This is a genomic window from Bacteroides sp. L10-4 (assembly GCF_013373675.1).
GTDB lineage: Bacteria > Bacteroidota > Bacteroidia > Bacteroidales > Bacteroidaceae > Bacteroides > Bacteroides muris.
Genome location: NZ_JABXJH010000069.1, coordinates 1 through 16,387 on the forward strand (window position 1 = coordinate 1; position 16,387 = coordinate 16,387).

The following is a 16,387-nucleotide window of genomic DNA, read 5'->3' on the forward strand; positions in this document are numbered from 1 at the left end:
TATGGATGTTGTGAAATTAGTATAAAGCCACAAAAAGGAATTGTTGCATATCCCTATGCTCTTAGGAAATACAACGGTCAAAATGGTTTCTATATGAAATGTGGTGATGCCATATTTGTTGGTAAAGAGATTGCTCTTAATAATTAGGAATAGAAATCTTTGGCTAATACTTAAAAAAATATTGGTAACAAGCCGGGATAACGGACTAACGCCGTTCCCCGCCAAGCCATTAGCAACTATATAATCAACAAATATGGAACGAATAAGAATAACATCGGATTCTCCGGGATACATCAAGGTCTCAGACATAAGCAATGATTTGAAAGATTTTTCGGGAATTATAGAAACGAAATATAGTGAAATAGACTTTGTTTTCTTGTTTTGTTTTAGGGCATTATATTCCACAGTAGGTATTAGGTCGAAAGTGAGATATGAAAAAGATGTAAATTGGTTGGGTATGGATTTAATAATGCCACTGGATGAATTTAATCCATACAAAGATAATGTATCTATGCAGCGAAGAATAATGGGAAAACACTTCTTTCCATTTTTCTCTGCTAATATACATAAATACATATATAAACTCCCCGTTCTCAAATCAGTAGAAAAAGAATTAGTAGAGGATATGCGGTTATTCCTTATCGAAAATTTATGGCTACCAAACGAAAACGGACAATATAAACTATCTGTAATAGAAACTTCATCTTATGAACATTGTATAAAGTTATTTGGCAATCCGAAAGAGAAAAGATTTGCAGACAATGAGCAAGGTATTAAAGTTCAAGATTTAACTTGGATAATAGACGATTCTAAAAACGAATTGTCCGCAACATATTTGTTGATTGATAAAAAATGGCAATTACAAAAATATCAGGTGAGAATTAAAGAGGTTGCTAACCACGCAGGATAACGGCAAGCCGTTCCCTGCTAACCATTGGTGATACCATTTATAAATATAGAGTAAAACAGGCTACAAAACAAATAAAAAGGCATGGAATACAATTATTTGTTGATTTAAACCAATGTAAAGTCACTACACAGAAATGGAATACCAAGAAATCAAGGATGCAAGAGCCTATCTTTCGGATATTCCATACATGGGAAATCCAATTTTGGAATGGTGTCAGTGGCTATTTATTCCCTGACATTTATCATAGTGAACAAATTGTGTCCACTACAATATGCACCGTAACGTACACAACCAAATACAATGGAAAGACAAAAACATTTCGCAGTGATGCAATCTTGAAGGAAAAAGTTTCATTGGAAATGCTATTGCAACACTATGGAATGACGAAGATTTACATAAATCCGAAGAATGACAATCAATATTATTTTGATTTAGATTTTCTAAAATAGATACAGCTAACAACGCAGGATAACGGATAAGCCGTTTCTCTGCTGAACCATTAGCAACTTTTTATTTGTTGCTTAGTAGCGTATGAGGGAATACAATTTGAAAAGTAAAAAAAATTATGAGCTATATTACAGCGGAAAGATTGGGAAAAGTTCTTATATGGGCATGGAACAAGTATGTGAAGAAAACCGCCATTCCTTACAAGAAGATTGACTTTCATTATTCGGATTGGGTCTTTCTCCTGACAGGTCTTGTCTTTTTTGGAATTGTGCTGGGTATTACCCTGCTTCATTTTGCATTTTGGAGAACATAATTCATCGAATATATATGAGTAAAGGAATAAAAAAGACAGATAACTATTTTGAACGAGTGAAGCAACGTGCCAACCGGACGAATTACAGATACTATTTTTTTGACTACCTATATTTCAAGGGAGAGGTTTGGGGCAAGAAGATAGGACGGATGTCAGGTTTTATACTGCTGTTTTGGTATTGGTGGTGGGTAGTAGTTCTGCCCGGCAACTTTCTCCTGATTAACAGTGTACCGGAATGGTCGTCCTTACATCTTGGCTATTTAGGTGCAATGTTTTTGCTTATTTGTATATTTATTCTTGCACGATACAGAAAAGCCCGTGTACAGGCATTGTTGAACCGCTACCGCCGCTCTAAGCATATCAGCGCAGTACAGGCATATTTTCTGTTCCTGCTGCCCTTTGTACTTTTCTTCTTAGAAACATGGCTGTTCGATGAATGGGGTTGGACGGATTGCGTGAGGTGGAACAAATGATATGTCATTCATATATAAAACATCAGATATGGAACAACGGATTACATCATTATTGCTTCCCGCTCCCGAAGTGGAGCTGGAAGCGTCCTGCAAGGAACTGGACGAAAAGGTAACATGGCTGCTGCACAACGGCCGGAAAATGGACAACTACTTGGAACTTGAACCGTTCAGCAAGGACGTGCGGCTGTGCGCCCACGTGTGCGACACGCTCAAAAGCCTGCCGGAAACACCGACACTGGCAGCATACAAGGACTACAAGGCAATCATCATCCTGCTGGGTATATCCACAACACATTACGCCATACTGGACGAACTGGCGGAACAGCACCGCAAGCGGGACGACATACCCGAACTGACCGCCTACTGCGATGCGCTCCACTGGATGCGACCGGGACGGCAGTACCTCTGCAACGTGTACAACACGGTATGCCACGCTTTCCACCTGCTGCGGAGAAACCCGGTAAGGGACAACCGCCTGCTGGTGACGGAAAAGGAGCTGCGCCACGCCGAACGGATGTTGCCGGAACTGGGCAGGCAGACGTTCACCGAAATGGTACGTCTGAAAGGCTACATGGTCTATGATGCCGAGCAACTGGCGGACAAATGCGGCATGGAATACGGCTCGTTCCGGCGAAAGGTAAAGAAAATGACCGGGTACACGGCTAAGGAATGGGTGATAAAGGAACGGGTAAAGGATGTGGAACACTACCTGACGAACACAAACCTCACGCTTACCGAAGTGGCGTTCACCACCGGGTTCGCATCGACATCGAACCTGAACGACTTCTGCAAGGCGTATCTTTTAGATACCCCCGGAGAAATACGCAGAAAAGCGCAGGAAACAAGAAAATGCACAGCTACAAGAACGTAATGTGAAAAATCAAGAATAAAACAGATTTTTTATGCCCGTAACTTTGTGCTTCACAAAAGATAAGCACAAGGTTATGGAACATAAGATACTGTTGGAAACATACTTCGCCGGACTGCTTCAAAAAGTGGAATGGCAGATACAGGAATACGAGGACACCGCAGCGGACACGCTGACGCTCTGCCGCCTGTGCGTGGACTACCTGCAAGAGATACTGGGCGAACTCAAAACCTTTATAATCTCCTACCCGTTCGCCAGCACGGAAGAAGAAATACACTTCTTCAAGGAACTGAAACCGCTTTTAGCAAGCAAAATCATCTATTACAACACCGTTTACAAGATAGAGGTGCGCTTTCCCAGCGGCAGCGAGGACGTGCAGCGGGACTACCTGCTGTCGGAAACCGACCGGATTTCAAAGTCGTTCCAGCGGAACTTGGCGTTCTACCAGTACCACCGCACGAAAGCCACCTACTTGGACAGGCAGTATTTCATGCGTGGGAAGCCTGACATACAAATCATTGTGGACAGTTTCTATTACGAAACAGACCCACAGTTCAGCACCAGTCACGACTTCAAGGTAGCAAAGATTTTAGCCAACGAACTGCTGGAAATATACCTCACCAACCGCCTGCACGAGCTGGAACGCCGGGAACAGCGCAAGCGGGTGAAGAACGGCTTCACGGGAAAGGTGCTGCGCTGGACGGGGACGAAAAGGGCGTTGGTGGAGCTTGTCTATGCACTGGACGCCTGCGGCTGTCTGAACAAGGGAACGGTTGATATAAAGGAGATTGTAGCCTATTTTGAATATGTTTTCGACATCGACCTCGGCGACTTCTACCACACCTACATGGAACTAAAAGCCAAGACCAAAGACCGCACGGGCTTCCTCTCCACCCTGAAAGACAGGTTGCTGCTGCGCATGAGGGAGCAGGATTAGGCAACCGTTCTTTAACAAAATTTATTTCGCCACAGGTGGGTTCGCCTGTGGCGTTTTATTTTTCAGGACACCCGAACTTTGCGGCAAATCAATCAGTTACCATTATGGAAATAATAACATTCGAGTCCAAAGCCTACAAGGAGCTGGACAACAAGATTACCGCCATTGCCGATTACATCTTCAACCACACGGAAACGGCAAGGCAAAGCGAGGAAGATATGTGGGTGGACAGCTACGAGGTCTGCACGTTCCTGAAAATAAGCGAAAAGACCCTGCAACGCCTGCGGGTGTCGGGGACTATCGCCTATTCCAACATCAGGGGACGCTACTTCTACAAGGTCAGCGAGATACGCCGGATGCTGGAAGAACGCCTGATAAGGAGCAACAAGGAGAACATCGACAACCTGATAACCAACCACCAGTTGTATGCTAAGGAAAGAGGAAATCTTAGAAAGAACAAGTAACGGGCTGGCGGTGTTCAAACACTACCTGCCCGGAAACTGGCGCATAGGTCGCAACTTCCTTAACCCGTTGTACGAGGATAGCAAGGCTTCCTGCAACATCTATTTCGACCGCCGGGGCGGTATCTACAAGATGAAAGATTTCGGCAACGACAGTTACAGCGGCGACTGCTTCTTCCTCGTGGGGCAGTTAAAGGGGCTGGACTGCAACCGGGCGGCTGACTTCGTGGAGATACTGGAAATCATCGACCGGGATTTGGGCTTGGGGCTGGCTTCCGGCACCCCGGTTTCCATTCCCCCGGCAACCGTCCGCCGGGCAGAGCCGGACAAACCCGAAGAAACGCCCGAAAAGCCTGTCAAGCCCTACCAGTTCCGGGAACAGAAGTTTCCGCTTGCCGAACTGGTGTACTGGCAACAGTACGGCATCACGCCCGAACTGCTGGAATATTACAAGGTCTGTTCGCTCTGGGAATACAATAGTGAAACGGCAGAGGGGAAGCCGTACACCTACACTTCATCGGTGGCAGAACCCATATACGGCTACAAGGGCAAACAGCACATCAAACTGTACCGCCCGTTCTCCACACCCCGCTTCCTCTACGGCGGCAGCTTCGGCGAAAACTACTGTTTCGGGCTGGAGCAACTGCCCGCCAAAGGTGACACGCTATTCATCACAGGCGGCGAGAAAGACGTACTTTCACTGGCGGCGCATGGTTTTCACGCTATCTGCTTCAACAGCGAAACGGTGACGATACCGCCCACGCTGGTTTATAGGCTGACGTTCCGCTTCAAGCACATCGTCCTGCTCTTTGACATGGACAAGACGGGCAGGGAAAGTTCACGCAAGCAGGAAAAACTACTGGAAGAATTTGGAGTGAAACGCCTGCTGCTGCCGCTTCCGGGAACGAAAGAGGAAAAGGACATATCCGACTACTTCAAAGCCGGGAACACCCGTGAAGATTTCCTGAAACTGTTTATCGAATTTTTAGACAACCTGTATAGCGACACATTGATTATGCTTAAATCGTGCGAAATAGATTTCAACAACCCGCCCGCCAAAGCGCAAGAAATTATTTCGGCGGGTGACGTTCCGTTAGGGACACAAGGCAACCTGTTCGGCATCACCGGGGGCGAGGGAACGGGAAAGAGCAATTATGTAGCCGCAATCGTGGCGGGCTGCATCTGCCCGGCTGGTGCGGACATAGATACGCTGGGCATACAGATAACCGCCAACGGCAGGCATAAGGCGGTCTTGCTCTATGACACCGAACAGTCGGAAGTGCAACTGTTCAAGAATGTAAGCAACCTGCTGGCACGAGCGGGGCAGCAGGACAAACCCGATGAGCTGAAAGCGTTCTGTCTGACGGGTATGTCACGCAAAGAACGCTTGAACGCCATTGTGCAGAGCATGGATAAGTTCTACTACCAGTACGGCGGCATCCAGTTGGTCGTCATTGACGGCATCGCCGACCTTGTGAAAAGTGCCAACGATGAAGCGGAAAGCGTGGCGGTGATAGATGAACTTTATCGGCTGGCGGGCATCTACAACACGTGTATTCTGTGCGTGCTGCACTTCGTCCCCAACGGTTTGAAACTGCGGGGACATTTGGGCAGCGAGTTGCAGCGCAAGGCGGCTACAATCCTTTCGATAGAGAAAGACGATGAACCCGCCCAGTCGGTGGTAAAAGCCCTGAAAGTAAGGGACGGAAGCCCGCTGGACGTGCCGCTGATGCTCTTTGCATGGGACAAGGAAGCGGGGATGCACGTGTACAAAGGGGAGAAACCCCGTGAGGAAAAGGAGAAGCGCAAGGAAAGGGAACTGGTGAATGTCGCACGTGACATCTTCGGGCGGCAGACACGCATCACCTACATAGACCTTTGCGAGCAGTTGCAGCAGGTCTTGGACATCAAGGAGCGCACCGCAAAGAGCTATATCCGCTTCATGCGGGAAAGGGACATCATCACCAAAGACACGGCGAACCAAAGCTGTTTTGTCATAGGTTCATATAATCTTCAAAGGAACACAAGCTGCCCGTAGGCGTATGGGCTGAACTTGTGTATTTTTAGGTGCTTGTGTCCTGCCCTGTTGTGAAACACGGCAGGATTTTTTCTGTTTGCACGTGAAAATTCAGGGTATTTGCTTAACTTTGCAGAAGTTACACGGAAAAGTAACGGCAGTTGGACGGCGGTTGCCGGAATATTGCCTTTATATATAACATATACGTTCGCCGAACGTCCCAAAGTAGAAAACTGGCACTTTTCAAAATGTGGGGATATTCAGCGCAGGATATGCTATGCGTTTGTCATAGCGTGGCTGCACTGTTTCCACATTTGGGTATGCCAGTACCTCTACTTTGAAACAGCGTCATGCCACGCTTTCTTTTTAGGTGGCGGCTAACGTGCAAAGACAGTAGGGATTTATATCACTTTAATACCTGACAATATGGAACAAATCAAAGCGCACATCGCCGTATCGCTGGACGGGCATACCGCCACGCCGGACTATGAACTGGACTGGATGCCCCGTGAGGTCAAGGAACTGGCGGCAAGGGAACACGCCGCCGCAAGCTGCCTGCTTATGGGGGCGAACACCTACAACTACATCTTTGAACACTGGGGCGGGTGGCCGCACAAAAGCAAACGGTCTTTTGTGGTGTCACACTACGACACCAACGTGACGCCGGACTGCGGCGTGGAGTTCCTGACCGAAGAACCGCTGCAAAGAATTTATGAATTGAAACAGGAAACCGCCATGCTGGTGGTGGGCGGCGGCAAGCTGCTTACTTCATTGATTAAAGCCGGGTTGTTGGACATCCTGACAATATACACCGTCCCAGTCATGGCGGGCAAAGGCATCGGCTTTATCGGGGAAACATTCGGCTCACATTGGAAACTCTCGGAAAGCAGGGTGCTGGATAACGGGGTGGTCTGTTCGACCTACCTGTTTGGCGGGAGCGTATAAAAAATGCGCCCGGTTCCCGCCGGGCGCAACCACTAAAATTTCAATTATTATAAGTTGTAAAACCTATCACAATGAAATTTCAGCGGCAAAGATAGGCTATTTCTTCGGTTTCGCTTTCTTTTCGGGGAATGAAAAACCGATATTGAATTGCTCGTCCAGCACCAGCGAAGCATCGAAAGCCTTGCCGTTCTTGCCCTTGAAGCCCTTGATTAGCCCGGTCTTGCGTTTCGTCACCAGCTCGATAATCTGCTTGTCGGAAAGCTGCTTGTCGCACTTGTTGCGGAATATGGTAAGCGTGCAGTCCACGTTGGAACACTTCGCCACTTTCGGGTAGAACAGGATGCGCCCGTTATTGCATTTGGGACAGGAACAAGTTTCGCCATTGGCGACAGACAACTGCACCGATAGCAGTTCCGCCGTGATTTGCGTTGCGTACACCTCGATACCCTTTCGGAACGTGTCAGCATCCATACTGCCCGCTTCTATCTTGGCAAGGGCGGTTTCCCACATACCCGTCATTTCGACATCGGCAATCTTCTTGTCCTTGACTATCTTGTAAACGGCAAGCCCCTTGTCGGTAGGCACAAGGTTCTTCTTCTCACGCACGATGTACTGGCGGGTGAACAGCGTTTCGATAATCGCCGCACGGGTGGCGGGCGTGCCTATCCCGGCATCTTTCAGGCTGGCTTTCAGCTCGGCATCTTCCAGTTCCTTTCCGGCGTTCTCCATTGTGGCAAGCAGGCTGCTTTCCGTGTGCAGCGGTTTCGGCTTGGTCTGCTTCTCCAACAGTTCCACGTTGGAAATCGGCAGGCTTTCGCCCTCTTGGAGCGGCGGCAGGCTGGCGGCTTCTTCATCCCCGCCCGTTTCCTGTTCGCCGAACACGGCACGCCACCCAGTTACTTTCATCACAGACCCTTTTACCGTGAAGTCAGTATCTCCAGCCGACAATATGGCGGTGGTAACGTCTTTCACGCACTTGCCCGAAAAGGCTTCCAGCATACGCCCGGCTACCAGCTCGTAAACCGCCCGCTCGTCTTTGGAGAGTTCGCCGGGCAGGTTCTCAGTAATGATTAAGGCGTGGTGGTCGGTCACTTTGCCGTCATTCACGCTGCGGCGGTTCAGGGGTGTGCCGTCCAGCCCGGCGGCATACCCGGCAAAGCGGGGGTATTGCCCTAACAGGGCGACACGCTCCGGCATTTCATCGAAAACGTCCTCCGATATATAGCGGCTTCCGGTTCTCGGGTAGGACATCACTTTCTTTTCATACAGGCTTTGCGCTACGGAAAGCGTCTTGTCAGCCGAAAAGTTCAGCTTCGTGTTCGCTTCCTTTTGCAGCGTGGTAAGGTCGTACAAAAGGGGCGGTTCTTGGTTGGCTTCTTTCCTCTCAACGGATTTCACGGCAAGTTGTCCGGCATCCTTAACCCGTTGCAGGGCGGCTATGGCTTCGGGCTGCTGTTCCCACTTGGCGGTCGATTGGGCGGTGAAACTTATTCCCCCGCTGGCGGTCGCCGCTTTGAGTTGCCAAAACTTGGCGGGTACGAAATTCTTGTTCTCCAAATAGCGGCTGCATATCATCACGAGCGTGGGTGTCTGCACCCTGCCCAGCGAGAACACCCCCTGCCCGGCGGCTACGCTCAACGCTTGGGTGGCGTTTATTCCTATCAGCCAGTCCGCTTCGCTGCGGGACTTGGCAGAGAGGTAGAGGTTATCGTAACGCTCTCCCGGTTGCAGGTTTTCCAGCCCCTCACGGATTGCCTTGTCGGTAAGGCTGCTTATCCACAGGCGCACAAAGGGCTTGGTACAGCCCAAATAGTTATAGATGTAACGGTGTATCAATTCGCCCTCACGCCCGGCATCGGTGGCGACAATAATCTTGTCGCACTGGTCGAACACTTCCTTTATCACTTTCAACTGTTTCAGAACGCCGGGGTCTGCCTTGTAGCCTTTCTCCGCTTTCACCTGACGGGGGATTAGCTGGAAATCGGGCGGCAGTATGGGCAGGCTCTCCCGGCGGAAGTTCGCCACGCCGTAGGCTTCCGGCATGGCAAGCTGGATTAAGTGGCCGAACGCCCATGTCACCATATACCCGTTGCCGGAAAGATAACCGTCATTACGCTGGGTCGCACCGACGATGCGGGCGATATCCTTTGCCATGCTGGGCTTCTCTGCTATCAATGCAATCATAATTCTTTACTTTTTAAGGTGGGTACTACATTTTCATTCCTCTGGACTTCTTGGTTTTGTCCGCTTTCAGGCTCTTGTCCTGCTTCTCTTTCTGCTTGGCGGTGGGTTTGTCCTGACCCTGTTTCAGCGGCTCTTTGCCCTGTTTGGTGGCTTCGTTGGTCTTGCCCTCCGAATTGACCGCTACCTGCGTCCGGCTCTCGGTGGCGGGGGTAACGTCTTTCGGCTGCACCTTGTCGGGAGATTTGCCCTGTGCGCCGGGCTGCACATGACCGTTGAACTCAACGCCCTTGCCGTCCTTTAACCCGGCTACCTGCTGCTCTGCGGGCTGCTGTCCCTGCTGCAAGAACTGGACGGCAGACCTCGGCAGGAACTCCAAGCCACGCTCCACCGCGCTGACCTGCAAATAGGCACTGCGCTTCGTGCCGTCCCTGAATTGCAGGTTTTCCATTTTCACCGCTTGCCCGGCTTCAAAGGCGGCTTTCTGCTCCGGGCTGACTTTCACGCCGCAAATGGTGTCGGGGCATTTCCACTTGTCAGCCCGCATATACTCCAGTTCGTGCGTGTACCTGTCCCGGCTGACGAACACGGGGATTTGCTCGCCGCTTTTCGGGTCTTTGATTTCAGCGATGCCGCCCAAGTTGCCAGTGCCTTGCAAGTTGCCCTGTTCCTGCTTGGTGAACCCGTGTTCATGGAACGGGCGTTGCAACAGTTTCTCGTCCTGCTGCACGCCGTGCAGCTTGGGTACTACCGTGCCGTCCTTAGCCTGATAGAAAGACAGCTTGACATCGGTAGGTTTGAGGTAGAAGCCGCCCACCGTTCCCGAAACGGTGTAGGTGTTGCGGGACTTGTAGCCACGCATCACCCGGTCGAAGTCCCTCGTGTTTTTCAGGGTGTCGGCGGTGATGCCGACTTTTTTCAGGTTCTCCCAGTCGATTTTTGCCGGGTCGAAGCGGTAGCCCTGCTTGAACTCGTGGAAGTCGGGCTTCGGAACTCGAAGCATTTCAGCCCGCTTGTCACCCTCCGGTGTCGGGTTGCGGTGGTTGTCCTCGATTGCCTTTGCGTTCTGCTCCGCTTCGGAAGCCTTGACACTGAACAGTTCCAGCCCGGAAGTGTCCTGGAACTTGCGGAAGAAATTGGAAATGAAATTGCTGAACACATCGCTGTTCTTGTCCACCTGCATGAACTCGCCGCCGTGTGTCGGCGGCACGGTCTGCAAATTACCCTCCTTGTCGATACCCTTAACGGCACTCACCTTGCCCTGCTGTTTATCCAAGACCAGCAGCACGTCTTTTTCCTGCCCCTCTGCGGGCGGGGTCATTCTGTTTGTCATAAATAATTGAAATTTTAGCGGTTACGGGAATAGTCCCGCCCAAAGGTAGCGACTAAATATGCTATATTTGGACGGGCGGCAAGGGCTGTCCGAATTTGTCCTGCGGTGTCTGAAATTGTCCGGGTACGGTAATTACTGCGAACATTATTCGCAGAATTTAGAATATCACCAGCAAAATATTCATTATGTTTTTACATGGTAATTATATCACACTATCTTTGTAAATAAAATCAAGGAACATAAATATGGCTTCATTCAGAAAAGAGATACTTGGGCAGATTGAACGGATAGATACTGGGCGTATATTCAGGTTCCGGGATTTGTCGTTTGAAACGGAAAAGACTGTCTGAAATATCATTTTCTTTTGTACCTTTGCATCCGCAGAAAACAAAAGAAAATCAACTATTTAGTGTAATTACCCGGTTGCGGTAACTAAATCGGGATAAAACCTCTAAACATTTCTCTTATATACAAATGATAGCCGAATTCAACTCATATATGAGTAACATAGACATAGATTTCTTCAAGGAGTTGTGTCTGAAACATGGAGAGTTACGACATTATAAAAAGAATGAGTTTATTCTCCATGAAGGTGATGCCTGTTCTTTCTTCGGGTTTATCTTGTCAGGTGTAGTCAAATACAGTTGCACCAACCGGACAGAAAACAAGCCGTATAATGTCGGTTTTTCCTTTTCAAATGAATTTATAGCCGATTATCCCACTTGCTTATATGGCATGAAATCAGAATTGAATATACAGGCGATAATCCCGTGCGAGATTTACATCTGTTCTTCTGCATTCTTACAGCAAAAATTCGAGGAGAACAAAGAAAGCCAACAGATAGCCCGTATCGCAGCCGAACAGATGTATTTCCAATCATATTCACGTTATTTGGATTTATTCAGATTCACACCGGAAGAGCGTTACCTCCAACTTTTAAAAAAATGCCCTGCAATCCTCCAAATGGTATCACTAAAAGAAATAGCATCCTACCTCAAAATTACACCCGTACACATGAGCCGAATAAGACGCAAGCAAAGTTTTGACAACAAAAAATAAACATAGGTTTAGAAATTTGCATTCATAACAATATTCCAAGAGCGTCTTAATTTGCCAAAGGATTCTTCTTTTTATCTTTGTCTTATCTTTGGTTGGTTCAACGAAGAAACAAAATAAAGATTGAATGAGTTAAACAAGAGATAAAAAAGAGAATATGAAAACAAAAGAAATTCTTGGAATATTTATGCTATTCCTATGTACATTCAGTTTTATAAGCTGCGATGATGATAATGAACAGACAAATGAATTAACCCCCGAAGCACTTTATCAGACTTCATGGCGTGGAACAGGGCATTGTGAGGCGTGGACAGTACAAAATATGGGGGTCGGTATGCAATTTATAGATACTCGGAAAGGAAAAGTAAATTGGGAAGGTTACGATGAAATTGATATTACTTATACAATAGAAGGGAAATATATCACCTTTAATAGCAATGCTTTATATTTGGGTGGAGCCCCTTGGATTATCAAAAGCTATACCCAAAAACATATAACCATTATACAGAATGAAATTAGTCCGGATAAAGAGAAAGTAGCTACAATTGAATTAGAGAAAATAGATTAAACTGAACCATGGGAACATTAAAAGTAATATGAAACTGAAATATATATTGAATGTTATACTATTTGTTTTGGCATTATCTTTTTTGTCTATGTGTATATTTAAGACTACAGAGTTAAGTTTAAAATGTATGCAATTTGCTGTATCTATCTCTTGTATAGGAGCAATGTTTTCTACAAAAAGATATAGATACATATTTGCATCTATTGCTTTAATCATTATAGGAATATCTTTTTCACTTTAAATGTCCATAATAACGATAATGATTTGATTATTGAATGGTATAATAATAGTCCAGTCTACAGATAGCGACTAAAAACGGGGGCAAGGGATGCCCGAATTTGTCCTGCGGAGCTTGAAATTATCCGGGTGCGGTAAATCTCCAACTGTTGGTTGGAGATTTAAAACGGGTACAGACCGAAGTTAATCGCTTGCTTTAAACGAGCCATTTGTGAGCCATTTGTATATATTGTTTTCGGCTTATAATCAGCATTTTACAAAAATCGCATTATACTTGTGAGCCATTTGTGAAGCGTTTGGCAAGCCTTTGATTGAGTTTCCGTTATTCTTCTATTATCAGGTGACACGACAAAAAGAAAACATCTTCGGCAAAATCTTTGTTATGTTTTTGCAGGTGATTACATAATATACTATCTTTGCATATAGAAACAAAGGACATAAATATGGCTTCATTCAGGAAAGAGATACTTGGGCAGATTGAACGGATAGATACCGGGCGTATATTCACGTTCCGGGATTTATCGTTTGAAACGGAAAAGACCGCCAATGTTGCGGTGCTGCTCTCCGAACAGAGCCGCAAAGGGGTACTGGTACGGGTTGAAAAGGGGGCGTACTACCGTCCCAAGAAATCAGTGCTGGGGCTGGGAAAGTTGCCTGTCTATCAGGATGAACAGTTCCGCTACCTGACTGAAAAACTGAACGGCTATATCACGGGGGCTTACATCTATAACAAAATGGGACTGACCGAACAGGTTGCCACAACCATAACGATAGCCACTCCTAACCCGGTTCGCCGTTTCCGTTTCAAGAACTTGGATATAGAGTGCGTGAAAGCCTACTGCATGGACTACCCGGATGAAAGCCTTGTCCCGTACTTGCGGCTGCTCGATGCGATAAAGGACATGAAGCGCATACCCGGAACAACCGGGCAGGACATCTACAACCGGGTCAAAAGCCAATATTTCAACGGGTACAGCCTGCCGGAACTGGAAAAAATCGTATCTTTGGCGAAAAGTTACCCGCCACGTGTCAGAAAGGTGGTGGCGGATATACTGGGCGACATCAGACAAACCGTGTTGCAAACAGAAATGGCAAAGACCATTCTTCCCACGACACGGTTCAACTTGGATTATAAAACGGCATAGGACAGAAATATGAATTTACATTCGGACAAGGAAGCGTTCAAGGAAATCATCGCACTGGCGGCTGAACATTTCGGCTACGAGCAGTCGCACGTGGAAAAGGATTACTGGGTATCGAAGATACTGCGGGATATTTCCATGTCCGAATATGCGGATAAGACCTACTTCAAAGGCGGAACTTCACTTTCCAAAGCCTACGGGCTGATAGAACGTTTCTCGGAAGATTTGGACTTGTTCGTGTTCACGGGTGATAAAGGTGCGTCCAAGCAGGCAGAAAAGACATTGAACAAGAAACTTTCCAAATACATAGCCGAACTCAATAGTGACATATACAAGGAAGATTTGTCGGAAACGGGCGGTAATTACCGTAAACTGTATTTCTCGTATGACAATGTATTTCAAGGCGTGGGACTGAAAGAACATTTGGAAGTAGAGATAAAATCCTGTGACCTGCCGGACAAAAAACTGATGTTCTACCCGGCGGACAAGCGGGTTATCAAACCGATTGTAACCGCCTTTCTTGAAAGCATCGGGCAAGAGGAACTGATAAGCACCTACGGGCTGGAAAGTTTTGAAACGCAGTGTATCAACCCCCGAAAGACTATCTGCGACAAGGTTTCAAGGCTGGTAAAGCTGTCTTACAATGAGGATGCAGCCGCACTGTTGGCAAAGCATATCCGTGACGTTTACGACTTGTCGGCACTCTACCACAATCAGGAATATAACGATTACCTACATTCGGAAGATTTCTTGGATGCCATGTACCGGGTGACGATAGAGGACGGACTAAATAAAAACTCCCGTTCGCACTTGTCGCTGGCTGATGCACCGATATTCAAGGATGCCGAAGCGGTCATGGCGTTGCCCGAAGTGGCTACGGCATACACTACCGATTTGAAGAAACTGACTTTCGACAAAAGCAAGATGCCGCCGATAGGCAAGGCTGTGGAAGCATTGAAGAACCTGCACGAAATATTAGTGCGTTTTGAAGCCTACCGCACCAAAAAGCAAAATGAAGAACAACCGTAAAGCTACATCGGCTGTTCTTCACTCCATACATTATTATATACAGCTATTCTTCCTCCTTAATCAAGTGGCATAGCTCCGGGTCATTCTTAATCCGGGTTATCTCGTCCTCGACAATCTGTCGGACTTCCTGACGGATGCGGTCATAGTTGGCTTGTATCTCCTCCTGCATCCGGTCGTTGCCGTCCTTGTCGGTGAAGTCTATTATCTGCGGCAGCTTCACGTAACGGGCGGTTTCCCGCTTCACCTTTTCATTGTCCACCACGATTTCACAGTGGAAAATCTTCTGTTCTATCCGTTCATCGAAGTTGTCTGCCACAGCACCCACGAACATACCTTGCGTGAGGTTGGATATTTTGCTGGCGGGTATCAGGCTGTCCATTTGGGTGCTTATCGAGATGGATTTTTCCCGCTGGTTGATTGTCATGCTCTGCCGTTTCTGCAACACCTTTCCGAAACGCTCGGACAGGATTTTCGCCGTCTCACCGACCACTTGACCGCTGAACACGTTACCCACAGTATTTTGTATCACCCGGCTTTCCTTGTCCCCGTAATCACGGGTAAGCTGGCTGTAATCCTGAAAGCCCAGCAGAACCGCAACCTTGTTGCTTCGGGCGGTTGCAATAAGATTGTCAAGACCACGAAAATAAATCGTTGGCAACTCGTCTATTATCACCGAACTTTTAAGCTGACCTTTCTTGTTTATCAGCTTCACGATACGGGAATTATACAGTCCCAATGCCGCCGAATAGATATTCTGACGGTCAGGGTTATTGCCGACAACCAAGATTTTAGGCTCTTTCGGGTTGTTGATGTCGAGTGAAAAATCATCGCCCGTCATTACCCAGTAAAGGGCGGGTGAAATCATCCTTGAAAGCGGAATTTTCGCACTGGCAATCTGCCCCTGCAACTGCTCTTGGGCATCTGATTCCCAAGCATCTACGAACGGGGAAAGATAATTTTCCAGTTCGGGATAACTGCGCAAAATGGTGAACACATCGGCGTATTTCTTGTTCAACAGTTCAATGGCGTGCGGGAATGTGCAATATTTACCACCCTGATAGATACGGAGATACCAAATTATAGCTGCCAAAAGAATAATCGGGCTTTCCACGAAGAAGTCGCCCTGCTTGCTTATCCAGCTTCGATTAAGGTTAAGCATAATCGTGTAGCTCGCTTCATAGGCATCCGCAATGTCCGACATAAAGCTGGCGTTTATCGGATTGCATCGGTGGCTCTTGCGGGGGTCGTCAAAGTTGATAACGTAAAACTTAGGCTTTACCTTGTAGCCGCACAAATGTGTAAGCAGGTGATTGTAAGCAATTTCTGAAAGGTCGGGAAACTTGTAATGTAGGCTAAGCACCCGGCGCCGTGTCATATAATCATGACCGGTTTCCAAATACTCGCCTCCGAACCGGACGTACACCTTCCAGCGTATCCGGCTCTCCGTTTTGATATTCAGTCTATGCCTTG

15 protein-coding genes are annotated in these 16,387 nt (G+C 47.4%); 12 read left to right on the forward strand and 3 right to left on the reverse strand.

What is annotated here, in order from left to right; translation table 11 throughout:
* Positions 1–253: 253 nt before the first annotated feature.
* The 8 genes from HU824_RS16985 to HU824_RS17020 all read left to right on the forward strand — a co-directional run bounded on the left by HU824_RS16985 (position 254) and on the right by HU824_RS17020 (position 7,371).
* Entirely contained in the window at positions 254–910 is a 657-nt protein-coding gene (locus HU824_RS16985) for a hypothetical protein (protein ID WP_016274263.1), read from the forward strand.
* Between the two features lie 565 nt (positions 911–1,475).
* Positions 1,476–1,670: a hypothetical protein gene (locus HU824_RS16990; RefSeq protein WP_016274261.1), complete on the forward strand. Its 195-nt coding sequence runs from the start codon at positions 1,476–1,478 to the stop codon at positions 1,668–1,670.
* Between the two features lie 14 nt (positions 1,671–1,684).
* Entirely contained in the window at positions 1,685–2,143 is a 459-nt protein-coding gene (locus HU824_RS16995; protein ID WP_016274260.1) for a hypothetical protein, read from the forward strand.
* Between the two features lie 28 nt (positions 2,144–2,171).
* Complete coding sequence (locus HU824_RS17000) at positions 2,172–3,014, forward strand: AraC family transcriptional regulator (protein ID WP_016274259.1); 843 nt, start codon at positions 2,172–2,174, stop codon at positions 3,012–3,014.
* 31 nt (positions 3,015–3,045) lie between these two features.
* Positions 3,046–3,948 carry an RteC domain-containing protein gene (locus HU824_RS17005; protein ID WP_016274258.1) on the forward strand — a complete coding sequence of 301 codons (903 nt, stop codon included), beginning with the start codon at positions 3,046–3,048 and terminating at the stop codon, positions 3,946–3,948.
* Between the two features lie 104 nt (positions 3,949–4,052).
* Positions 4,053–4,412 (forward strand): helix-turn-helix domain-containing protein, encoded by a 360-nt coding sequence (locus HU824_RS17010; RefSeq protein WP_016274257.1) that lies wholly within the window; start codon positions 4,053–4,055, stop codon positions 4,410–4,412.
* Positions 4,375–6,447, forward strand: coding sequence for a bifunctional DNA primase/helicase (locus tag HU824_RS17015; RefSeq protein ID WP_176469478.1), 2,073 nt, complete (start codon positions 4,375–4,377; stop codon positions 6,445–6,447). The genes HU824_RS17010 and HU824_RS17015 overlap by 38 nt, the downstream gene beginning before the upstream one ends.
* A gap of 405 nt (positions 6,448–6,852) precedes the next feature.
* Complete coding sequence (locus tag HU824_RS17020) at positions 6,853–7,371, forward strand: dihydrofolate reductase family protein (protein ID WP_016274255.1); 519 nt, start codon at positions 6,853–6,855, stop codon at positions 7,369–7,371.
* 96 nt (positions 7,372–7,467) lie between these two features.
* On the opposite strand, the gene HU824_RS17025 is transcribed toward HU824_RS17020, so the two are convergent.
* Positions 7,468–9,555: a type IA DNA topoisomerase gene (locus HU824_RS17025; RefSeq protein WP_175271156.1), complete on the reverse strand. Its 2,088-nt coding sequence runs from the start codon at positions 9,553–9,555 to the stop codon at positions 7,468–7,470.
* Between the two features lie 25 nt (positions 9,556–9,580).
* Complete coding sequence (locus tag HU824_RS17030; protein ID WP_176469479.1) at positions 9,581–10,885, reverse strand: DUF3945 domain-containing protein; 1,305 nt, start codon at positions 10,883–10,885, stop codon at positions 9,581–9,583.
* Between the two features lie 474 nt (positions 10,886–11,359).
* Here HU824_RS17030 and HU824_RS17035 point away from each other — a divergent pair, with 474 nt between their 5' ends.
* The 4 genes from HU824_RS17035 to HU824_RS17050 all read left to right on the forward strand — a co-directional run bounded on the left by HU824_RS17035 (position 11,360) and on the right by HU824_RS17050 (position 14,917).
* The gene (locus HU824_RS17035; RefSeq protein ID WP_117749025.1) at positions 11,360–11,944 is read left to right on the forward strand and encodes a Crp/Fnr family transcriptional regulator; all 585 of its coding nucleotides are present in this window, start codon (positions 11,360–11,362) and stop codon (positions 11,942–11,944) included.
* Between the two features lie 154 nt (positions 11,945–12,098).
* A complete protein-coding gene (locus HU824_RS17040) occupies positions 12,099–12,509 on the forward strand; it encodes a hypothetical protein (RefSeq protein ID WP_117749024.1) in 411 nt (136 codons plus the stop codon).
* 680 nt (positions 12,510–13,189) lie between these two features.
* Positions 13,190–13,891 carry a DUF6088 family protein gene (locus tag HU824_RS17045; RefSeq protein ID WP_011202384.1) on the forward strand — a complete coding sequence of 234 codons (702 nt, stop codon included), beginning with the start codon at positions 13,190–13,192 and terminating at the stop codon, positions 13,889–13,891.
* Positions 13,892–13,900: 9 nt separating this feature from the next.
* Entirely contained in the window at positions 13,901–14,917 is a 1,017-nt protein-coding gene (locus HU824_RS17050) for a nucleotidyl transferase AbiEii/AbiGii toxin family protein (RefSeq protein WP_117749022.1), read from the forward strand.
* A gap of 43 nt (positions 14,918–14,960) precedes the next feature.
* Here HU824_RS17050 and HU824_RS17055 read toward each other — a convergent pair.
* Positions 14,961–16,387: TraM recognition domain-containing protein (locus HU824_RS17055; RefSeq protein ID WP_255260553.1), on the reverse strand; the 1,427-nt coding region annotated here is incomplete at its 5' end.

Bases quoted from the DNA above. Each gene is read 5' to 3' on its own strand.
- HU824_RS17045 (WP_011202384.1), top strand. From the start codon at position 13,190: ATGGCTTCATTCAGGAAAGAGATACTTGGGCAGATTGAACGGATAGAT.
- HU824_RS16995 (WP_016274260.1), top strand. From the start codon at position 1,685: ATGAGTAAAGGAATAAAAAAGACAGATAACTATTTTGAACGAGTGAAG.
- HU824_RS17025 (WP_175271156.1), bottom strand. From the start codon at position 9,555: ATGATTGCATTGATAGCAGAGAAGCCCAGCATGGCAAAGGATATCGCC.
- HU824_RS16985 (WP_016274263.1), top strand. From the start codon at position 254: ATGGAACGAATAAGAATAACATCGGATTCTCCGGGATACATCAAGGTC.
- HU824_RS17020 (WP_016274255.1), top strand. From the start codon at position 6,853: ATGGAACAAATCAAAGCGCACATCGCCGTATCGCTGGACGGGCATACC.
- HU824_RS17005 (WP_016274258.1), top strand. From the start codon at position 3,046: ATGCCCGTAACTTTGTGCTTCACAAAAGATAAGCACAAGGTTATGGAA.
- HU824_RS17035 (WP_117749025.1), top strand. From the start codon at position 11,360: ATGATAGCCGAATTCAACTCATATATGAGTAACATAGACATAGATTTC.
- HU824_RS17000 (WP_016274259.1), top strand. From the start codon at position 2,172: ATGGAACAACGGATTACATCATTATTGCTTCCCGCTCCCGAAGTGGAG.
- HU824_RS16990 (WP_016274261.1), top strand. From the start codon at position 1,476: ATGAGCTATATTACAGCGGAAAGATTGGGAAAAGTTCTTATATGGGCA.
- HU824_RS17030 (WP_176469479.1), bottom strand. From the start codon at position 10,885: ATGACAAACAGAATGACCCCGCCCGCAGAGGGGCAGGAAAAAGACGTG.
- HU824_RS17015 (WP_176469478.1), top strand. From the start codon at position 4,375: ATGCTAAGGAAAGAGGAAATCTTAGAAAGAACAAGTAACGGGCTGGCG.
- HU824_RS17040 (WP_117749024.1), top strand. From the start codon at position 12,099: ATGAAAACAAAAGAAATTCTTGGAATATTTATGCTATTCCTATGTACA.
- HU824_RS17010 (WP_016274257.1), top strand. From the start codon at position 4,053: ATGGAAATAATAACATTCGAGTCCAAAGCCTACAAGGAGCTGGACAAC.
- HU824_RS17050 (WP_117749022.1), top strand. From the start codon at position 13,901: ATGAATTTACATTCGGACAAGGAAGCGTTCAAGGAAATCATCGCACTG.